The sequence below is a fragment of the Streptomyces sp. NPDC006365 genome (assembly GCF_042870755.1).
Lineage (GTDB): Bacteria > Actinomycetota > Actinomycetes > Streptomycetales > Streptomycetaceae > Streptomyces > Streptomyces xiangluensis.
In genome coordinates this window covers 412358-431743 of sequence record NZ_JBIAHS010000005.1, presented here as the reverse complement: position 1 = coordinate 431743, position 19386 = coordinate 412358, and the positions used below count along the sequence as shown (strand labels likewise).

Below are 19386 nucleotides of genomic sequence, written 5' to 3'. Positions count from 1 at the left end.
CCTATGGCTTGACCGCGATACGGCCCTCGTCCATACGGAGCAGGAGGAGCCGGGCGCCGGTCTTCTCCAGGAATTCGTCCACCGCGGCTTTCGACCCCTGCCACCAGCCGTAGTCGTCGATGAGGAGAACACCGCCGCTGGACAGCCGTGGGTAAAGGTGCTCCAGTTCATGACGCGTCGACGCATACCAGTCGGTGTCGAGCCGAAGGATCGAGATCTGCTCGGGCGCCGCGGCGGGAATGGTGTCCTCCACAAGCCCCTGCACGAAATGGACGCGATCCGCGGGGTACGGAATCCTTTCGAATCCCTCCTTGACGTCTTCCAACGTGGCGACGGCCCAGATCGGGCGGCTCCTGTCCTGTCTGGCGAGCAGATCCGCGGCGGATTCCCCGTCCCGGCGCAGATCCTTGTCGGTCGGTGCCGGCATGCCCTCGAACGTATCGAAGAGGTACAGGTGCCGCCCGGTGTCGTGCAGGCCGAGCAGAGTGCGGGCAGCCGCCTGCATACTGCCGCCCCGCCACACTCCGCACTCGACGATGTCACCGGCGATGTTGTGCCGACTGACGTAACGGGCTGCCAGAATCAGCGCATTGAGCCGTTCGGGCGAAGTCATCGTGTAGGGGGAAACGGCCCGAATGACTTCCTTGGCGTCGTCGTCGTAGTCGGCGGGGAATTTGCGGCCGGGAGCCGGTTCCGGGCTTTGCTGAGGCCTTTGTGGGGGCCTTTGCTGGACGCTCTTCGGGGATCTCTCCCGGGCCAACGCAGGTCTCGAGCGACGGAGTTCGTAGCCGCTGAGCCGCCTCAAGGTGTCATTGACATTCCTACGCCACGTCATAAAGGCAACGTACGTCCCGAACCAGAAACCGGCAGCTTCACCGGCGCCACGTACCCACAAACAGCCTTACGTCAGCCCGTCCGGCGGATCAGCGCCAGATACATCGCGTCCGTCCCGTGCAGATGCGGCCACAGCTGTACGTCGGGCCCGTCCCCCAACGCCGGTACACCGGGCAACTGCGGCCGGGCGTCGAGCAGTTCGGCGGAGCCGTCGTACTGCTTGAGGACGTCGCCGACGACCGCGCGGGTCTCGGCGAGGTGCGGTGAGCAGGTGACGTAGGCGACGACCCCACCGACCCGTACCGACTCGAGCGCCGTGCGCAGCAGCCCGCGCTGGAGCGGTGCGAAATCGTCCAGGTCGTCGGGACGGCGCCTCCAGCGGGCCTCGGGGCGGCGGCGCAGCGCGCCGAGTCCCGTGCACGGTACGTCCATCAGGACCCGGTCGAACGAGCCCGGCCGCCACGGCGGACGCGTACCGTCGGCGGCGATCACCTGGTACGGCCCCGGGTTCCCGGCGAGCGCCCTGGCCACGAGCCCGGCCCGGTGCGGCTGCTTCTCGGCGGCGAGCAGCACGGCCCCGCGCTCGGCGGCGAGTCCGGCGAGCAGCGCCGCCTTGCCGCCCGGTCCCGCACAGCCGTCGAGCCAGGCCTCGTCGCGCCCGTCGAGGGGCGCGTTGGCGAGGGCGAGCGCCACCAGCTGGCTGCCCTCGTCCTGGACGCCGGCCCGGCCCTCGCGCACGGCTGCGATGGCGCCCGGTTCGCCGCCCTCGGAGAGCCGCACGGCGTACGGCGACCAGCGCCCGGGCAACGCGGCCTCGTCATCGAGTGCGTCGCGAAGTTCCCCGGCCGTGGCGCGTCCGGGCCGGGCGACGAGGGTCACCTCGGGCCGCTCGTTGTCGGCCGCGAGGAGGTCCTCGATCCCGGCGCGCCCGCCCCCGAGCGAGTCCCACAGCGCCGAGACGACCCATCGGGGGTGCGAGTGCACGACAGCGAGGTGCTCCTCGGGGTCCTCGTCGTACGGCGGCGCCACCCGCTCCAGCCACCCGTCGAGATCGTCCTGCGCGACCTTCCGGAGAACGGCGTTGACGAACTTGGCCCGACCGTCACCGAGCACGACCCGGGCGAGCTCGACGGAGGCGGACACGGCGGCATGGCTGGGAATCCGCGTACCGAGCAATTGATGGACACCAAGGCTCAGCACATCGAGCACGGGAGGGTCGACCTCACGCAACGGCCTGTCCACACATGCCGCGATGACTGCGTCGTACGTCCCCTGCCGGCGCAGCGTCCCGTACACCAACTCCGTTGCCAGCGCCGCGTCCCGACCGTCGAAGTCCCCCTTCTCCCGCGCTTTCCGCAGCAGCGGGGGCAACACCAGGTTCGCGTACGCGTCCCGCTCGTCCACGGCCCGCAAGGCCTCGAAGGCGAGCATCCGCACGGGGTCCTTCTTCGGGCGACGATGAGGCTTCCCCTGCGGGCGACGACGACGGTCCTGCTCGTTCACGTAAAAGGTGCTCCGGATCTTGGAAGGGCTACTCGTCCAGCGTACGTCGACCTCTGCCGGACCCCTACTGAACCCCTACCGGCCCCCGACCCGCTCTCCAGAGGCGATCCGTACCCCGCGTGCCCAGTCCGCCGCGCGCATCGGCTTCTTGCCCTGGGCCTGGACCCACAGGAGTTCGACGGCGTGCGAGCCGGTACCGACATACACGTTGTTCTTGGCGACGGACAGCTCGCCCGGGGCGAGGTCCGTGCGCTCGGGCACGAGCGCGACCTGGATGAGCTTGAGCCGCTCGCCGCGGAAAACGGTCCAGGCACCGGGTGCCGGGGTGCAGCCCCGTACCACCCGGTCGACGCGCAGCGCGGGCGCGGACCAGTGGATCTCCGCATCCTCGACAGTGATCTTCGGGGCGATGGTGACGCCCTCCACCGGCTGCGGTACGGCCTTGAGCGTGCCGTCCGCGATCCCGTCCATCGTCGCGACGAGCAGCCCGGCGCCCGCGAAGGCGAGCCGCGTCAGCAGATCCCCGCTGGTGTCGGTGGGCCGTACCTCTTCGGTGACGGTCCCGTACACGGGCCCGGAGTCGAGTCCCTCCTCGATCAGGAACGTGGACGCACCCGTGATCTCGTCCCCCGCCATCACCGCATGCTGCACGGGCGCCGCCCCCCGCCAGGCGGGCAACAACGAGAAGTGCAGATTGACCCAGCCATGGGCAGGAATGTCGAGCGCGACCCGCGGCAGCAGCGCCCCGTACGCGACGACCGGGCAGCAATCGGGCCCGATCTCCCGCAGCCGCTCCAGGAACTCCGGCTCCCGCGGCTTCCCGGGCTTCAGCACCTCGATCCCGGCTTCCTCGGCCCGCTCGGCGACCGGGCTGGCAACCAGCCTCCGCCCCCGCCCGGCCGGCGCGTCGGGCCGGGTGACAACGGCGACCACGTCATGCCGCTCAGAAGCGATCAGTGCATCCAGAGCGGGAACGGCAACCTCGGGTGTACCGGCGAAGACGAGCTTCATGGGCTGGTTCGGGCCTCTCGGGCGAGGGTGGAAAGCGGGCAACACACAAGTCTATGGCGGCGAAACGCGAAGGATCCCACGCCGACGACGGGAAGCGGCAGATCCCACGACCGCGACGGGAAAGCCGCAGATCCCACGACCACGGCGGGAAAGCCGCCGGCGGCGAGCACCACCACAGGAGACGCCGACCTCTCTCCCCACTGGAAAGGAGCGGTGCCCGGGTGGGACACAGAACCCGGCGAAGCCGAAGGCGAGCCGAACAGCGCACCCCCACCCCCCAGGGAGCGCACGAACACACGCACACGCCCCCACCCGTGACCAGCGGAGCGCCAACGCGTTGGGTCAAGAAAGAGTTGACCAAAACGGGCGGCACCAGCGGCCCGATCCTTTTCAACGCCGGTTCGAGAGGCTTGTTCATGGCCGACCACGCAACCCACGACGCCCAGGCTCGGGCCAGCCTGCACTTGCTGGTGCGGGACATCGAGCGGGTCCGCCGGCAGGTGGACGCACTGCGCACGCTCACCGCCCAGTTGGGCAACGTCTACCGCCCGCGCCGCTCCGGCCCGTCCACAGGCTTCGTCGTCTACGGACGCGCCCCCGCCCCGACCGTCCGCCTCGCCCAAGAGCTGCGGGACAGTGTCGAGACCCTGGTCACCGCCGCCGTGGACTTCGATCGCTCACTGGGTTTCTCGTGGGACGCGGTGGGCTCCGCACTCGGAGTCACCAAACAGGCGGTCCACCGCCGTTACGGCGCACGCCGCGCCGTCGCCCAGGCCGCCGCCGAGGCCGAGCGCGCCACGGAGCCGTCGAGCTCCCGCGCGGTGCCCGGGGGTGTCGGCCTGCCCACGGTCCCGGCGGCGCGCTCCATGCCCCTGCCCACCCAGCCGACCGCCGGGAGCCCCACCCTCCGCGAGGAGGCGAGGCCAAGCGCCTTCCCTGGCCCACGAAATGGCTGACCCCCGGCGGCTGATAGCCGGTTGACGCCCCTCCGTCTGCCTCCCGACGACCATCGGGAGGCAGACGCGCGTCGGAAGGAGGAGCGCGTCAGCAGGCGGAGGCGCGTCGGCACCTGAACCGGCACCGGCTCCCTCGCCGACCGCTCACCCCCTCACCCCCTCACCCAATGTCGGGCGGATCAATCCGAACCCGTACGACCTCACTCCCCCCTTGAGCCATCCGCGCCGCCTGCGCGAACTTCAGCGCAGAAGCCAGCGGGGCCCCACTCCCCGGCGGCACCCGGATCAACGCCCGCTCCCAGCGCTCCCCGACCGGCGGCGCCCCCGTACGCCGAGGCCGCCCCGCTTCCGTGACGGGCAACGGCACCGGCCCCAACACCTCGGCGTCGCCGGGCAGTTCGACGGCGGCAAGAAACCCGACGAGAGCCTCCGGCGTTCCGGACACGGCAGCCATCCGCGACACGGGCGGGAACCCCAGCTCGGCCCGCTCGCCCAGCTCACGAACCGCATGCCCGACGGGATCCCAGCGCACCAACGCCTGCACGGGCCGCAGCGTCGGCTCGGCGACGACCACAACCTTCCCGCCGGCTCCCTGCGCTCGTACCAGCGAAGCCGCCCCGATCCACCGCCGCAGGGCGTCCTCGCCCGCCCGCAGATCGGGCCGCCCCAGCATCGCCCAGCCGTCGAGCAGCAACGCAGCCGCATACCCTCCGTCAGCTACGGGCTCCGCTCCTGGCGTGCTCACCACGAGCGCGGGAGCCCCCGGCACCGTGTCCAGCACCTGCTCGCGCCCCGAGGTCCGCACGGGCACGGCGGGAAACGCGCGCCCCAGCTCCTCGGCGGTCCGCCGCGCCCCCACGACCTGCGCCCGCAGCCGGAACCCACCGCATTCGGGGCAGTGCCAGGCCTCCTCGTCCCGCCCGCACCAGCCACAGCGCAGGACCCCGCCGTCCTGTCCCTCCAAGGGGCCCGCGCAGTGGCGGCACCGCGCGGGCGCCCGGCACTGCGCACATGCCATCCTGGGTACGTAGCCACGCCGGGGCACCTGCACCAGCACGGGACCGTGCCGCAGTCCCTCCCGGACGACCTGCCAGGCGAGCGTGGGCAGCCGCGCAGCCCGGGCCGCCTCGTCCCGCGCGAGGTCCCCGTCACTCACGGTCCGTACGAGGGGAGCCGCCGCCCGCACCTGCTCGCGATCGGCGACGAGCGGCGCCGCCCACCCGCTCTCGACGAGCTGCGCGGCCTCGACGGTGCAGCTCCAACTCCCCAGCAGAAAGGCGCACTCCTCATGGGCGGCCCGCAGTAGCAGCACTTCCCGAGCGTGCGGCTGCGGCGCGTGCGGCTCGCTGTGACTGTCGTCCCCGTCGTCCCAGATGGCGACGAGCCCCAGATCCCGTACGGGCGCGAACATGGCGGCCCGGGTCCCCACCACAGCCCGTACGGACCCTCGCCGCACCGCGAGCCACTGCCGGTACCGCTTCTCGGGCCCGGCCTCGGCCGTCAGCACCGCATGCCGCCCCTCCCCCAACAGCGAGGTCAGGGCGGCGTCGACCCGGGCAACAGCCCGCCCGTCCGGTACGACGACCAGTGCGCCACGCCCCGAAGCGAGCGTCGCCCCGACGGCCCGCGCGAGCTCGTCTGCCCACTCGGGCCCCGGCAGCGCGTTCCACACGGCTCGCGGTGCCCCGCCCGTCGCGAGCGATCGTACGAAGGCGTCACCTCGCCCGTACCGCCCCCATGACCCGGCGTCAGGTATCTCGGGCACCGGCAGCGGCGCCGGGGACGGCCGGCTCTCCGCCCGCGCGTTCCGGGGCGGCACGGCCAGTTGCAGCACATCGGCCACACTCCCCGCATACCGATCGGCCACGGCCCGCGCGAGCCCCAGCAACTCCTCACTGAGCACGGGCTCGGGCGAGACGACCTGGGCCAGCGCGGCAAGGGGCCCCGAGTAGTCGGACTCGGCAAGCCGCTCCACCAGAAACCCGTCGATCAGCCCCCCACCCTCACGCCGCCCTTCCCGCACGCGATGCCGCCCGGCCCCGAACCGCACCCGCACCCGCACCCCGGGCTGCGCATCGGCATCAAGCTCTTCGGGCACGGCGTAGTCGAAGTACCGGTCAAGGTGCAGCACACCCTTGTCGACCAAGACCCGAGCCACCGGCCGTTCCTTGGCCAACGCGGCTCCTCGCCACGTCCGAGGCTTCGCCCGCGGCCCCTTCGCCGACCGCACACTCTCCCGAATAAGCGCAAGCTGCTCGGGGGGCACACCTCCCGCTCCCTCGCCCTGCCCATTCGCGCTGCTCACACCAGCATTGGTACCAGACACCACCGACAACGCCCACCGCGAACCGGCCTGACGCACCGAGGCCCGGCGCCCCTTGGGGACGCCGGGCCTCGGAATGAGCCGGAACTGCAACAGGGACCGAGAACTACAGCCCAGCCGCGCTACGCAGCGCCTCCACCCGGTCCGTCTTCTCCCACGTGAAGTCGTCCAGCGCACGCCCGAAGTGACCGTACGCCGCGGTCTGGGCGTAGATCGGGCGCAGCAGGTCGAGGTCGCGGATGATCGCGGCGGGGCGGAGGTCGAAGACCTCGGTGATGGCCTTTTCGATCTTGTCCGTGTCGATCTTGGCGGTGCCGAAGGTCTCGACGAAGAGGCCGACGGGCTCGGCCTTGCCGATGGCGTAGGCGACCTGGACCTCGCAGCGGGTGGCCAGGCCGGCCGCCACGACGTTCTTGGCGACCCACCGCATCGCGTACGCCGCCGAGCGGTCCACCTTGGACGGGTCCTTGCCGGAGAAGGCGCCGCCGCCGTGGCGGGCCATGCCGCCGTACGTGTCGATGATGATCTTGCGGCCGGTCAGGCCGGCGTCACCCATCGGGCCGCCGATCTCGAAGCGGCCGGTGGGGTTCACCAACAGGCGGTAGCCCTCGGTGTCCAGCTTGATGCCGTCGTCCAGGAGAGCCTTGAGCTCGGGCTCGACCACGAACTCGCGGATGTCGGGCGCGAGGAGCGAGTCCAGGTCGATGTCCTGGGCGTGCTGCGAGGAGACGACCACCGTGTCGAGGCGGACGGCCTTGTCGCCGTCGTACTCGATGGTGACCTGGGTCTTGCCGTCGGGGCGCAGGTAGGGGATCGTCCCGTTCTTGCGGACCTCGGAGAGTCGCTTCGACAGGCGGTGCGCCAGGTGGATCGGCAGGGGCATCAACTCGGGCGTCTCGTCGGTCGCGTAACCGAACATCAGGCCCTGGTCGCCCGCACCCTGCTTGTCCAGCTCGTCCTCGTCGCCCTCGACACGCTTCTCATACGCGGTGTCGACGCCCTGCGCGATGTCCGGGGACTGGGCGCCGATCGACACCGACACGCCGCAGGAGGCGCCGTCGAAGCCCTTCTTCGAGGAGTCGTAACCGATCTCGAGGATCTTGTCGCGCACCAGCTGCGCGATCGGCGCATACGCCTTGGTCGTGACCTCGCCCGCCACGTGTACGAGGCCGGTCGTGATCAGCGTTTCGACGGCGACCCGGGACTTCGGGTCCTCGCGCAGAAGCGCGTCGAGAATGGTGTCGCTGATCTGGTCAGCGATCTTGTCGGGGTGACCCTCGGTCACAGACTCCGAGGTGAACAGACGACGGGACACAACGCTCCCTGGGGTTGCAGCGGCTGCTGGCTGATCATTGGTGGACACATCGGGGGCTGCGCCCGCTGTCGTCCGGGGGTCAGTTTATCGGTCACGCTCGACTACGGGTCCACCCCGTCTCGCGACTCGGAAGACCTGTGACCTGCGGCACGGGCATTCTGCCCAACGACGCTCTGTCTCCGCCAGCTTTCCCAGCACGAATTCGCCGGTTTTTGAAGCCGGCAAAGACTGCTCCGACGGAACGAAGCAGGCATCACTCCAGGCGTCGCGCCACGAGATCCCACACCGTCTCGGCCAGGACTTCCTTGGGCCCGTACGGCACGGGGGTCTCACTGCCGTCGGCGCCGAGTACGACCGCTTCGTTCTCCTCGGAGCCGAAGGTCTTGCGCTCCCCCACCTCGTTCACGACGAGGAGATCGCATCCTTTGCGCTCCAGCTTCGTCCGCCCGTTGGCGAGGACGTCGTCCGTCTCGGCGGCGAAGCCGACGATCACCTGACCGGGGCGGGCGCGCTCGGTGGATATCTCGGCGAGGATGTCGGGATTACGCACCAGGGTGATCGGATCCGGGCCCTGGTCGTCCTTCTTCTTGATCTTTCCGGCCGCGTACACGGCCGGACGGAAGTCCGCGACCGCGGCCGCCATCACCACCGCGTCGGCGTCCGCGGCGGCCTTCAGCACCGCCTCGCGCAACTGGACGGCCGTGCCGACCGACACCACGTCCACGCCCGCCGGGTCCGGCATCCCGGTGTTCGCGGCGATCAGAGTGACCCGGGCACCCCGGGCCGCAGCGGTGCGCGCGAGAGCGTACCCCTGCTTGCCGGAGGAGCGGTTTCCGAGGAAGCGCACCGGGTCGAGCGGCTCGCGTGTACCGCCGGCGCTGACCACGACATGGCGGCCCGCCAGATCGGGGGCGACAGCCCCGCGCGCCAGCACCCGGCGGCAGGTCTCGAAGATCTCGCCGGGCTCCGGCAGCCGGCCCTTGCCCGTGTCGACGCCCGTCAGACGGCCCACGGCGGGCTCGATGACGACGGCACCGCGGCGGCGCAGCGTCGCGACGTTCTCCTGGGTGGCCGGGTGCTCCCACATCTCGGTGTGCATGGCCGGGGCGAAGACCACCGGGCAGCGGGCGGTGAGCAGGGTGTTGGTCAGCAGGTCGTCGGCCAGGCCGTGCGCCGCCTTCGCCAGCATGTCCGCGGTGGCGGGGGCCACGACCACCAGGTCGGCCTCCTGGCCGATGCGGACGTGCGGGACTTCGTGCACATCGGACCAGACCTCGGTCGAGACGGAGTGGCCGGAGAGCGCGGACCAGGTGGCGGCGCCGACGAAGTGGAGCGCCGACTCGGTCGGCACGACCCGTACGTCGTGCCCCGACTCGGTCAGCCGGCGGAGCAGCTCGCACGCCTTGTACGCGGCGATGCCGCCGCTGACTCCCAGCACGACCTTCGGCTTGTCCACGGTCTCTCCCCGGCTCGGCTCACCTGCGCCTGCAAACGTGTACGTACTCATGACACACCACAGGCCCGACAGCCGGGCTGCCGGGCCTGTGGAAAAGCCTGCTGCGATCTGCAGATACCACTTACTGTGCGACGCCTACCGCGTGCTGCCTACTGCGCCGGGCCCTCAACGGCCTCGGACGTCAGCAGGCCCGCGTTGATCTCGCGCAGGGCGATCGAGAGCGGCTTCTCGTGGACGTGTGTGTCCACGAGCGGACCGACGTACTCGAGGAGACCCTCGCCGAGCTGCGAGTAGTACGCGTTGATCTGACGGGCCCGCTTGGCCGCGTAGATCACGAGGCTGTACTTCGAGTCGGTGGCCTCGAGGAGCTCGTCGATCGGGGGGTTGATGATGCCCTCGGGCGCGGCAATGGAAGAGGACACGCTCTACCTTCCGAAAGATGGGATGAGATCGAAAACGATCACACTACGTCCATCAAGGCTAGCAGCTCACGCGCCACGTCCTCGACGGAGGTGTTGACCAGGGTGACATCGAACTCCGACTCGGCCGCCAGCTCTACCTTCGCGGCGGCCAGTCGGCGCTCGATCACCTCGGGCGGCTCGGTGCCCCGCCCGGTGAGTCTGCGCACCAGCTCCTCCCAGGAGGGCGGAGCCAGGAACACCAGCTGGGCCTCGGGCATCGACTCGCGGACCAGACGAGCGCCCTGGAGGTCGATCTCCAGCAGGACGGGTTCGCCGGACTCCAGCCGCTCCATCACGGCGCCCCGCGGGGTGCCATAGCGGTTGCCGGCGAACTCCGCCCACTCGAGAAGCTCTCCGTTGGCGATCAGCTTGTCCATTTCCTCGTCGCTGACGAAGAAGTACTGGACGCCATGCTTCTCACCGGGACGCGGCTTACGGGTCGTCGCCGAGACCGAGAGCCAGACCTCGGGGTGTTCCTTGCGCATATGAGCGACGACCGTGCTCTTGCCGACCCCGGAGGGGCCGGAGAGCACGGTCAGCCGCGGACGTGATTCCGGGGGTACGGGGGTCGTCCCCCGGGATGTTGCAGCCATGCAGCGATTATCCAGGTTCTCAGGAGTGCCCGAGAACGTCAGGCGGCACCGCCGCCGAACTCGCGCTCAAGAGACGCGATCTGGTTGGAGCCGAGGCCACGCACGCGGCGGCTCTCGGAGATCCCGAGTCGCTCCATGATCTGCTTGGCGCGGACCTTGCCCACGCCCGGCAGGGACTCCAGGAGAGCGGAGACCTTCATCTTGCCGATGACGTCGTTCTCCTGGCCCTGCTTGATGACCTCGTGAAGGGAGGCGCCGGAGTGCTTGAGTCGATTCTTGACCTCGGCCCGCTCCCGGCGAGCCGCGGCGGCCTTTTCGAGCGCGGCTGCGCGCTGTTCAGGGGTAAGGGGCGGAAGAGCCACGCCTACGTCACCTCGGATGTCGAACTGTCGGATACGGACCGGTGAGGAACCTAGTCGCCCCACACCTGGGGAGCAACGAGCAACGCTTCTTGCCCGTCCTCCCCCACTGCCTTAAAAGCGTGGGAGGTGCCCCCACTCGTCGGAGACTAGCGGCCTTGTCCGCCGGAGTCAGCGAGAACAGCGGAAAAGTCCTGGTCAGCCTCCATTGAACCCGACATTTGGCACATAACGCTCCGGATTTGAGGATGTATTCAGACGTGGGACGTCCACGAGGACCTCACCGAAGAGGCGCCAGAGACGCTAGACCGCCGCCACGGCGGCCCTGATGTCCTCCGCGAACCGGCCCGCGGACGCGCGTAGTGCACCGGCATCGGGTCCGTGACGCAGAACACCCCGGCTGACGTTCGGAACCACACGACGCACCGCCGCCCCGAAGACGCCCGGAAGATCGGCGGGGGTCGCTCCCTGGGCGCCGATGCCGGGCGCGAGGAGCGGCCCGTTCATGTCGAGGTCGTACGAGGAGAGGTCGCCCAGCGTGGCGCCCACGACCGCGCCGAAGGAGCCCATGGGGGCCTCCCCCGCGTTCTCCTCGGCGAGGTGCGCGAGCATGGTGGCGCCGACGTTCCTGCGGGCCGCGTCGTCGGGCCGTACCGCGTGCTGCACCTCGCCGCCCTCCGGGTTGGAGGTGAGCGCGAGCACGAACAGCCCGGCACCGCTCCCGCGCGCGAGCTCGACGGCAGGCTTCAGCGATCCGTAGCCGAGATACGGGGAAACGGTCAGCGCGTCCGAGAAAAGCGGCGAACCCTTCTCCAGGAAGGCGGAGGCGTACGCGGCCATGGTCGAGCCGATGTCGCCACGCTTGGCGTCCATGACGACGAGCGCCCCGGCGGCCCGTGCCTCCTCCACCGACTTCTCCAGTACGGCGATACCGCGCGACCCGAAGCGCTCGAAGAACGCGCTCTGCGGCTTCAGTACGGCGACCCGGTCGGCCAGCGCCTCCACGACGGTGCGGCTGAAGCGCTCCAGGCCCGCGATGTCGTCGTTCAGGCCCCAGTCGCTGAGCAGCGAGGCATGCGGGTCGATGCCGACGCACAGCGGACCGCGCTCGTCCATGGCGCGGCGAAGGCGCGTACCGAAGGGTTCCAGGTTCACGCGGGTTCCTTCACGTCGGCGCCGACCGCGTCGGCAAGGGTGGCGTACGGACTGGTGCGCAGGCGTGCCGCGAGCCCCTTGTGGATCGCGCGGCTCCAGAAGGGGCCCTCGTAGATGAAGGCGCTGTAGCCCTGAACCAGGGTGGCGCCGGCCAGGATGCGCTGCCAGGCGTCCTCGGCGTTCTCGATGCCGCCGACGCCCACAAGCGTGATGTCGTCGCCCACGCGCGCGTAGAGGCGACGCAGCACCTCCAGGGAGCGCGATTTCAGTGGCGCACCGGAGAGGCCACCGGTCTCCTTCACGAGGGAGGGCTCGGATGCCAAACCGAGCCCGTCGCGCGCGATGGTCGTGTTCGTGGCGATGATCCCGTCCAGGCCGAGCTCCACGGCGAGGTCGGCGACGGCGTCGATGTCCTCGTCGGCGAGATCGGGGGCGATCTTCACCAGCAGCGGGACGCGGCGCTCGGTCACGGCCTGGTCGGCGGCCTCGCGGACGGCGCTGAGCAGCGGCCGCAGATGGTCCACCGCCTGCAGATTCCGCAGGCCCGGCGTGTTCGGCGAGGAAACGTTGACCACCAAGTAGTCGGCGTACGGGGCAAGCCGCTGCGTCGACTTCACATAGTCGCCGACCGCCTCACCCTCAGGTACGACCTTGGTCTTGCCGATGTTGACGCCCACGACGGTCCTGAAGACCGCCTCGCGGCCCGCCAGGCGCTCCGCCACGGCCGCAGAGCCCTCGTTGTTGAACCCCATGCGGTTGATCAGCGCCCGGTCCGGGACGAGCCGGAACAGCCGCTTACGGGGGTTGCCGGGCTGCGGCTCCCCCGTGACCGTGCCGATCTCGACGTGGTCGAAGCCGAGCATCGACATCCCGTCGACCGCGATCGCGTTCTTGTCGAAACCGGCCGCGAGCCCGAACGGCCCGTGCATCCGCAGCCCGAAGGCCTCGGTGCGCAGCTCCTTGTGGCGTGGGGCGAGAGCCGCCGCGATGAACGTACGCAGCACAGGGAGGCGGGCGGCGAGGCGGATCCAGGCGACGGCCAGGTGATGGGCCCGCTCCGGGTCCATCCGTTTGAAGAGCAAACTGAAGAACAGTCGGTACATGGCGTCAGTCCCGGCCCGCCGTGAGGTGCTCCGCGTGTTCCTGGAGCGAGCGGACGCCCACGTCCCCGTGGTTGAGCGCGTCGATGCCCTGGACGGCGGCGGCGAGCGCCTGCACCGTCGTCAGGCAGGGCACGGAGCGGGCCACGGCGGCCGTACGGATGTCGTAGCCGTCGAGCCGGCCACCGGTGCCGTACGGCGTGTTGACGATCAGATCGACCTCGCCCTCATGGATGAGCTGGACGATCGTCCGCTCGCCGTTCGGGCCGGTGCCTTCGCTCTGCTTGCGGACGACGGTGGCGTTGATGCCGTTGCGCTTGAGCACCTCGGCCGTGCCGGACGTGGCGAGCAACTCGAAGCCGTGAGCGACCAGTTCACGCGCCGGGAAGATCATCGAGCGCTTGTCGCGGTTCGCCACGGAGATGAAGGCGCGGCCCTTGGTCGGCAGCGGACCGTACGCGCCCGCCTGCGACTTGGCGTACGCCGTGCCGAACACCGAGTCGATGCCCATGACTTCACCGGTCGAGCGCATCTCCGGGCCGAGGATGGTGTCGACGCCGCGCCCGTGGATGTCCCGGAAGCGCGACCACGGCATGACGGCCTCCTTGACGGAGATCGGCGCGTCCAGCGGCAGTGTGCCGCCGTCGCCGCTCGCCGGGAGCAGTCCCTCGGCACGCAGTTCGGCGATGGTCGCGCCCAGCGAGATCCGGGCGGCAGCCTTCGCGAGCGGCACCGCGGTCGCCTTGGAGGTGAAGGGGACGGTGCGCGAGGCACGCGGGTTGGCTTCGAGGACGTACAGGATGTCCCCCGCCATCGCGAACTGGATGTTGATCAGTCCGCGGACGCCAACCCCCTTTGCGATGGCCTCGGTCGAGGCCCGCAGCCGCTTGATGTCGAAGCCGCCCAGCGTGATCGGCGGCAGCGCGCACGCCGAGTCGCCGGAGTGGATCCCGGCTTCCTCGATGTGCTCCATGACGCCGCCGAGGTACAGCTCGTGGCCGTCGTAGAGCGCGTCCACGTCGATCTCGATCGCGTCATCGAGGAAACGGTCGACGAGGACCGGGCGCGACGGGGAGATCTCGGTCGACTCGGCGATGTACACCTCCAGTCGCGTCTCGTCGTACACGATCTCCATGCCCCGCCCGCCGAGCACGTACGAGGGCCGTACGAGGACGGGGTAACCGATCTCGTCCGCGATGGCCTTGGCGCCCGCGAAGGTCGTCGCGGTGCCGTGCTTGGGAGCCGGCAGCCCCGCTTGGGCGAGCACCTGGCCGAAGGCGCCGCGGTCCTCGGCGGCGTGGATCGCCTCGGGCGGCGTGCCCACCACCGGGACGCCGTTGTCCTTCAGCGCCTGCGACAGACCCAGCGGGGTCTGGCCGCCGAGCTGCACGACGACGCCCGCGATCGGCCCGGCCAGCGTCTCCGCGTGGACGATTTCCAGCACGTCTTCCAGGGTGAGCGGCTCGAAGTACAGCCGGTCGGAGGTGTCGTAGTCCGTGGAGACGGTCTCCGGGTTGCAGTTGACCATCACGGTCTCGTACCCGGCGTCGCTCAGCGCGAAGGACGCGTGGACGCAGGAGTAGTCGAACTCGATGCCCTGGCCGATGCGGTTCGGGCCGGAGCCCAGGATGATCACCGCGGGCTTCTCGCGGGGGGCGACCTCGCTCTCCTCGTCGTACGAGGAGTAGAAGTACGGCGTCTTCGCCGCGAACTCGGCGGCGCAGGTGTCGACCGTCTTGTAGACCGGGCGCACGCCCAGCGCGTGGCGGACCTCGCGGACGACGTCCTCGCGCAGGCCACGGATCTCGGCGATCTGGGCGTCGGAGAAGCCGTGGCGCTTGGCTTCCGCCAGCAGCGACGGGTCCAGCTTGTCGGCGGCGGCCAGCTCGTCCGCGAGCTCCTTGATGAGGAACAGCTGGTCGACGAACCACGGGTCGATCTTCGTCGCCTCGAAGACCTCCTCCTGGGTCGCGCCCGCGCGGATGGCCTGCATGACACAGTTGATCCGCCCGTCGGTCGGCCGGATCGCCTCCTCCAGGAGGGCCGCTTTGTCCCCGGGCTCGCCGACGAACGTGAACTGCGAGCCCTTCTTCTCCAGCGACCGCAACGCCTTCTGCAGCGCCTCGGTGAAGTTGCGGCCGATGGCCATGGCCTCGCCGACCGACTTCATGGTCGTCGTCAGCGTCGAGTCGGCCTGCGGGAACTTCTCGAAGGCGAAGCGCGGCGCCTTCACGACGACGTAGTCGAGCGTCGGCTCGAAGGACGCCGGTGTCTTCTCGGTGATGTCGTTCGGGATCTCGTCCAGGGTGTAGCCGACGGCGAGCTTCGCGGCGATCTTGGCGATCGGGAAGCCGGTCGCCTTGGAAGCGAGGGCGGACGACCTGGACACGCGAGGGTTCATCTCGATGACGATGACCCGGCCGTCCTCGGGGTTCACCGCGAACTGGATGTTGCAGCCGCCGGTGTCGACGCCGACCTCGCGGATGACCGCGATGCCGATGTCGCGCAGGATCTGGTACTCGCGGTCGGTGAGCGTCATCGCCGGGGCGACGGTGATCGAGTCGCCGGTGTGCACGCCCATGGGGTCGAAGTTCTCGATGGAGCAGACGACCACGACGTTGTCGTGCTTGTCGCGCATCAGCTCCAGCTCGTACTCCTTCCAACCGAGGATCGACTCCTCCAGGAGTACCTCGGTGGTCGGAGAGAGAGTGAGCCCCTGGCCGGCGATGCGGCGCAGCTCGTCCTCGTTGTGCGCGAAGCCGGAACCGGCGCCACCCATGGTGAAGGAGGGCCGGACGACGACGGGGTAGCCGCCGAGCGTCTCCACACCCTTGAGGACGTCGTCCATGGAGTGGCAGATCACCGAACGGGCGGACTCGCCGTGCCCGATCTTCTCCTTCACCGCGTCCACGACCTCCTTGAAGAGATCGCGGTCCTCGCCCTTGTTGATCGCCTCGACGTTGGCGCCGATCAGCTCGACGCCGTACTCGTCGAGCGTCCCGGCCTCGTGCAGCGAGATGGCCGTGTTGAGGGCCGTCTGGCCACCCAGCGTGGGCAGCAGGGCGTCCGGCCGCTCCTTGGCGATGATCTTCTCGACGAACTCCGGGGTGATCGGCTCGACATACGTCGCGTCGGCGATCTCCGGGTCGGTCATGATCGTCGCGGGGTTGGAGTTGACGAGGATGACCCTGAGGCCCTCGGCCTTGAGGACGCGGCAGGCCTGGGTGCCGGAGTAGTCGAACTCGGCGGCCTGGCCGATGACGATCGGGCCGGAGCCGATGACCAGGACGGACTGGATATCGGTGCGCTTAGGCACGCTGGGCTCCCTTTTCTGCCATGAGCTCTACGAAGCGGTCGAACAGGTAGGCCGCGTCGTGCGGGCCCGCCGCCGCCTCGGGGTGGTACTGGACGCTGAACGCCGGCTGGTCGAGCAGCTGGAGCCCTTCGACGACCTGGTCGTTCAGGCAGACGTGCGAGACCTCGGCGCGCCCGTAGGGGGTGTCGCTGACGCGGTCGAGCGGCGCGTCGACGGCGAAACCGTGGTTGTGCGCGGTGACCTCGACCTTGCCGGTCGTACGGTCCTGGACGGGCTGGTTGATGCCTCGGTGGCCGTACTTCAGTTTGTACGTGCCGAAGCCGAGCGCGCGGCCCAGGATCTGGTTGCCGAAGCAGATGCCGAAGAGCGGGGTCTTCCGCTCGAGGACGGCGCGCATCACCGAGACCGGGTGGTCGGCCTTCTCCGGGTCGCCGGGACCGTTGGAGAAGAAGACGCCGTCCGGGCCGACCGCGTAGATGTCCTCGGCGGTCGCGGTGGCGGGCAGCACATGCACCTCTATGCCGCGCTCGGCCATGCGGTGCGGGGTCATGCCCTTGATGCCGAGGTCCACGGCGGCGACGGTGAACTTCTTCTCGCCGAGGGCGGGAACGACGTATGCCTCCGTCGTGGCGACCTCCTCGAAGAGGCTGGCGCCCTTCATCTCGGGCGCCTGGCGCACCTCGGCGAGCATGGTGCCCTCGTCGGGCAGCGCGTCCCCGGAGAAGATGCCGACGCGCATGGCACCGCGCTCGCGCAGGTGGCGGGTGAGCGCCCGTGTGTCGATGCCGGAGATCCCGACCACGCCCTGCTCGGCGAGTTCCGCGTCCAGCGAGCGCCGGGAGCGCCAGTTCGAGGGCAAGCGCGCGGGGTCGCGTACTACATAGCCGGCGACCCAGATCCGCTTCGACTCGGGGTCCTCGTCGTTGACGCCGGTGTTGCCGACGTGCGGGGCGGTCATCACGACGACCTGGCGGTGGTACGAGGGGTCGGTGAGGGTCTCCTGGTAGCCGGTCATCCCGGTGGAGAAGACGGCCTCTCCGAAGGTCACCCCCACGGCCCCGTAGGCGCGGCCGCGGAAGATCCGGCCGTCCTCCAGGACGAGTACGGCGGGAGTTCTGGAAGCTCCCCGGGTGGAGGTGGTCATCGTGCGCCTTCCGTCTTGTTGCTGTCCTTGTTGATCATCTTGTTCAGGGTCTCGACCCACTCGTTGTGCTCGGCCGCGTGGTCGGAGCGGAACCCGGAGTCGAGCAGCCTGTCGCCGTGCTCCCAGGTGACGACCAGCAGGCCGCCCTCGGTGAGGACCTTGCCCGCGATGCCCTTGTCGAGCCGGGCCTCGCGCAACGCCTCAAGAGGCACGAAGAAGTCGGCCGCACCAGGGCGTACGACATCAAGGCCCGCGTCCGTCAGCGTGAGTTCGACCCGGCTGCGGGTGCCCAGACCGTGCGCCACGATGCGGTCGAGCCACTGACCGGCGGTGGTGGAGCCGTGGTAGCGGCCGCTCAATGTCAGCTTCACCGGACCGGGCTCGTCCGGGGCCTGGGGCAGCTCGGGCAGGTCGCCCTGGAGGGTGCCGCGCCACTTCCAGCCCTCGCGCATCAGCCAGTAGACGAGGGCGACGAAGAGTGCGAGGCCCACGAGCCAGCCGATGCGGGCGGCCCAGTCGGTCACTTCCGCCGACTTCTGTTCCGCGGCGTACGTCAGTTGCGTCAGTGGTGTCACGCGAGCTTCCCGTCGACGAGCGTGGCGCGGCCCCGCAGCCATGTGTGTGTGACACGGCCCGGCAGCTCACGACCCTCGTACGGAGTGTTGCGGCTGCGCGACGCGAAGCCCGTGGGGTCCACGGTCCCACGGTATTCCGGATCGACCAGCGTGAGGTTGGCGGGCTCACCTGCCGAGACGGGACGGCCGTGTCCCGTCGCCCGGCCGATCCGGGCGGGCTTGAAGGACATGCGGTCCGCGACGCCGGCCCAGTCGAGCAGCCCGCTGTCGACCATCGTCTGCTGGACGACGGACAGCGCGGTCTCCAGGCCGACCATGCCCATGGCCGCCGCGGCCCACTCGCAGTCCTTGTCCTCGTGCGGGTGCGGGGCGTGGTCGGTGGCGACGATGTCGATCGTGCCGTCGGCGAGCGCCTCGCGCAGGGCCATCACGTCGCGCTCGGTGCGCAGGGGCGGGTTGACCTTGTAGACCGGGTCGTACGAGCGGACCAGCTCATCGGTGAGGAGCAGGTGGTGCGGGGTGACCTCGGCGGTCACGTCGATGCCGCGGGACTTGGCCCAGCGCACGATCTCCACCGAGCCCGCGGTCGACAGATGGCAGATGTGCACCCGGGAGTGCACGTGCTCGGCGAGCAGCACATCGCGCGCGATGATCGACTCCTCGGCGACAGCGGGCCAGCCGCCGAGCCCCAACTCGGCCGAGACCACGCCCTCGTTCATCTGGGCGCCCTCGGTCAGCCGCGGCTCCTGCGCATGCTGGGCCACGACACCGCCGAAGGCCTTCACGTACTCCAGCGCCCGCCGCATGATCACAGCGTCGTCCACGCACTTGCCGTCGTCGGAGAAGACGGTGACGCCGGCCGCCGACTCGTGCATGGCCCCCAGTTCGGCGAGCTTCTTGCCCTCCAGGCCGACGGTGACGGCCCCGATGGGCTGCACATCGCAGTAGCCGTGCTGCTGGCCCAGCCGGTAGACCTGCTCGACCACACCGGCGGTGTCGGCGACCGGGAAGGTGTTGGCCATGGCGAACACGGCCGTGTAACCGCCGCTCGCGGCAGCCCGCGTACCGGTCAGGACGGTCTCGGAGTCCTCACGCCCGGGTTCGCGCAGGTGGGTGTGGAGGTCGACGAGGCCCGGAAGAAGCACCTTGCCTTCGGCCTCCACGACCTCGGCTCCCTCGGCGGGAAGTCCGGCACCGACCTCCCCGATGGTGTCGCCGTCGATCAGGACGTCCTGCGGCTCGCCGCCGAGCACCTTCGCACCACGAATCAAGATCTTGCTCATTG

The 19386-nt window shown here is 70.0% G+C and carries 16 protein-coding genes; 1 reads left to right on the top strand and 15 read right to left on the bottom strand.

The window, feature by feature from the left end:
* Position 1: 1 nt before the first annotated feature.
* The 3 genes from ACFYO0_RS18015 to fmt form a co-directional block, all read right to left on the bottom strand.
* On the bottom strand, positions 2-835 hold the full coding sequence (locus ACFYO0_RS18015; protein ID WP_388676381.1) for a TylF/MycF/NovP-related O-methyltransferase: 834 nt from the start codon (positions 833-835) through the stop codon (positions 2-4).
* A 71-nt stretch (positions 836-906) separates the two neighbouring features.
* Positions 907-2337: an RsmB/NOP family class I SAM-dependent RNA methyltransferase gene (locus tag ACFYO0_RS18010; RefSeq protein ID WP_388676378.1), complete on the bottom strand. Its 1431-nt coding sequence runs from the start codon at positions 2335-2337 to the stop codon at positions 907-909.
* 75 nt (positions 2338-2412) lie between these two features.
* A complete protein-coding gene (fmt, locus tag ACFYO0_RS18005; RefSeq protein ID WP_388676375.1) occupies positions 2413-3348 on the bottom strand; it encodes a methionyl-tRNA formyltransferase in 936 nt (311 codons plus the stop codon).
* Positions 3349-3764: 416 nt separating this feature from the next.
* Here fmt and ACFYO0_RS18000 point away from each other — a divergent pair, with 416 nt between their 5' ends.
* Complete coding sequence (locus tag ACFYO0_RS18000) at positions 3765-4304, top strand: hypothetical protein (RefSeq protein WP_388676372.1); 540 nt, start codon at positions 3765-3767, stop codon at positions 4302-4304.
* Between the two features lie 160 nt (positions 4305-4464).
* Here the strand turns inward: ACFYO0_RS18000 and ACFYO0_RS17995 are convergent, their stop codons facing one another.
* The 12 genes from ACFYO0_RS17995 to ACFYO0_RS17940 form a co-directional block, all read right to left on the bottom strand.
* Positions 4465-6609 (bottom strand): primosomal protein N', encoded by a 2145-nt coding sequence (locus ACFYO0_RS17995; protein ID WP_388676369.1) that lies wholly within the window; start codon positions 6607-6609, stop codon positions 4465-4467.
* Between the two features lie 124 nt (positions 6610-6733).
* Complete coding sequence (gene metK / locus ACFYO0_RS17990; RefSeq protein ID WP_388676366.1) at positions 6734-7942, bottom strand: methionine adenosyltransferase; 1209 nt, start codon at positions 7940-7942, stop codon at positions 6734-6736.
* 253 nt (positions 7943-8195) lie between these two features.
* A complete protein-coding gene (coaBC, locus tag ACFYO0_RS17985) occupies positions 8196-9398 on the bottom strand; it encodes a bifunctional phosphopantothenoylcysteine decarboxylase/phosphopantothenate--cysteine ligase CoaBC (protein WP_388676363.1) in 1203 nt (400 codons plus the stop codon).
* Between the two features lie 149 nt (positions 9399-9547).
* Positions 9548-9820, bottom strand: coding sequence for a DNA-directed RNA polymerase subunit omega (rpoZ, locus tag ACFYO0_RS17980; protein ID WP_033321800.1), 273 nt, complete (start codon positions 9818-9820; stop codon positions 9548-9550).
* A gap of 38 nt (positions 9821-9858) precedes the next feature.
* Positions 9859-10452 carry a guanylate kinase gene (gene gmk, locus ACFYO0_RS17975; protein ID WP_386346872.1) on the bottom strand — a complete coding sequence of 198 codons (594 nt, stop codon included), beginning with the start codon at positions 10450-10452 and terminating at the stop codon, positions 9859-9861.
* Between the two features lie 38 nt (positions 10453-10490).
* Positions 10491-10814 (bottom strand): integration host factor, encoded by a 324-nt coding sequence (locus ACFYO0_RS17970; protein WP_005319887.1) that lies wholly within the window; start codon positions 10812-10814, stop codon positions 10491-10493.
* Positions 10815-11114: 300 nt separating this feature from the next.
* Positions 11115-11966 (bottom strand): orotidine-5'-phosphate decarboxylase, encoded by an 852-nt coding sequence (gene pyrF, locus ACFYO0_RS17965; protein WP_388676360.1) that lies wholly within the window; start codon positions 11964-11966, stop codon positions 11115-11117.
* Positions 11963-13069 (bottom strand): quinone-dependent dihydroorotate dehydrogenase, encoded by a 1107-nt coding sequence (locus ACFYO0_RS17960; RefSeq protein ID WP_388676357.1) that lies wholly within the window; start codon positions 13067-13069, stop codon positions 11963-11965. The genes pyrF and ACFYO0_RS17960 overlap by 4 nt, the downstream gene beginning before the upstream one ends.
* A gap of 4 nt (positions 13070-13073) precedes the next feature.
* A complete protein-coding gene (carB, locus tag ACFYO0_RS17955) occupies positions 13074-16382 on the bottom strand; it encodes a carbamoyl-phosphate synthase large subunit (RefSeq protein WP_388676354.1) in 3309 nt (1102 codons plus the stop codon).
* Positions 16375-17526 (bottom strand): glutamine-hydrolyzing carbamoyl-phosphate synthase small subunit, encoded by a 1152-nt coding sequence (gene carA, locus ACFYO0_RS17950; protein ID WP_388676351.1) that lies wholly within the window; start codon positions 17524-17526, stop codon positions 16375-16377. The genes carB and carA overlap by 8 nt, the downstream gene beginning before the upstream one ends.
* Entirely contained in the window at positions 17523-18101 is a 579-nt protein-coding gene (locus ACFYO0_RS17945) for a hypothetical protein (RefSeq protein WP_388676349.1), read from the bottom strand. Before ACFYO0_RS17945 ends, carA begins: the two co-directional genes overlap by 4 nt.
* Positions 18098-19384 carry a dihydroorotase gene (locus tag ACFYO0_RS17940; RefSeq protein WP_388676346.1) on the bottom strand — a complete coding sequence of 429 codons (1287 nt, stop codon included), beginning with the start codon at positions 19382-19384 and terminating at the stop codon, positions 18098-18100. Before ACFYO0_RS17940 ends, ACFYO0_RS17945 begins: the two co-directional genes overlap by 4 nt.
* Between the last annotated feature and the right edge of the window lie 2 nt (positions 19385-19386).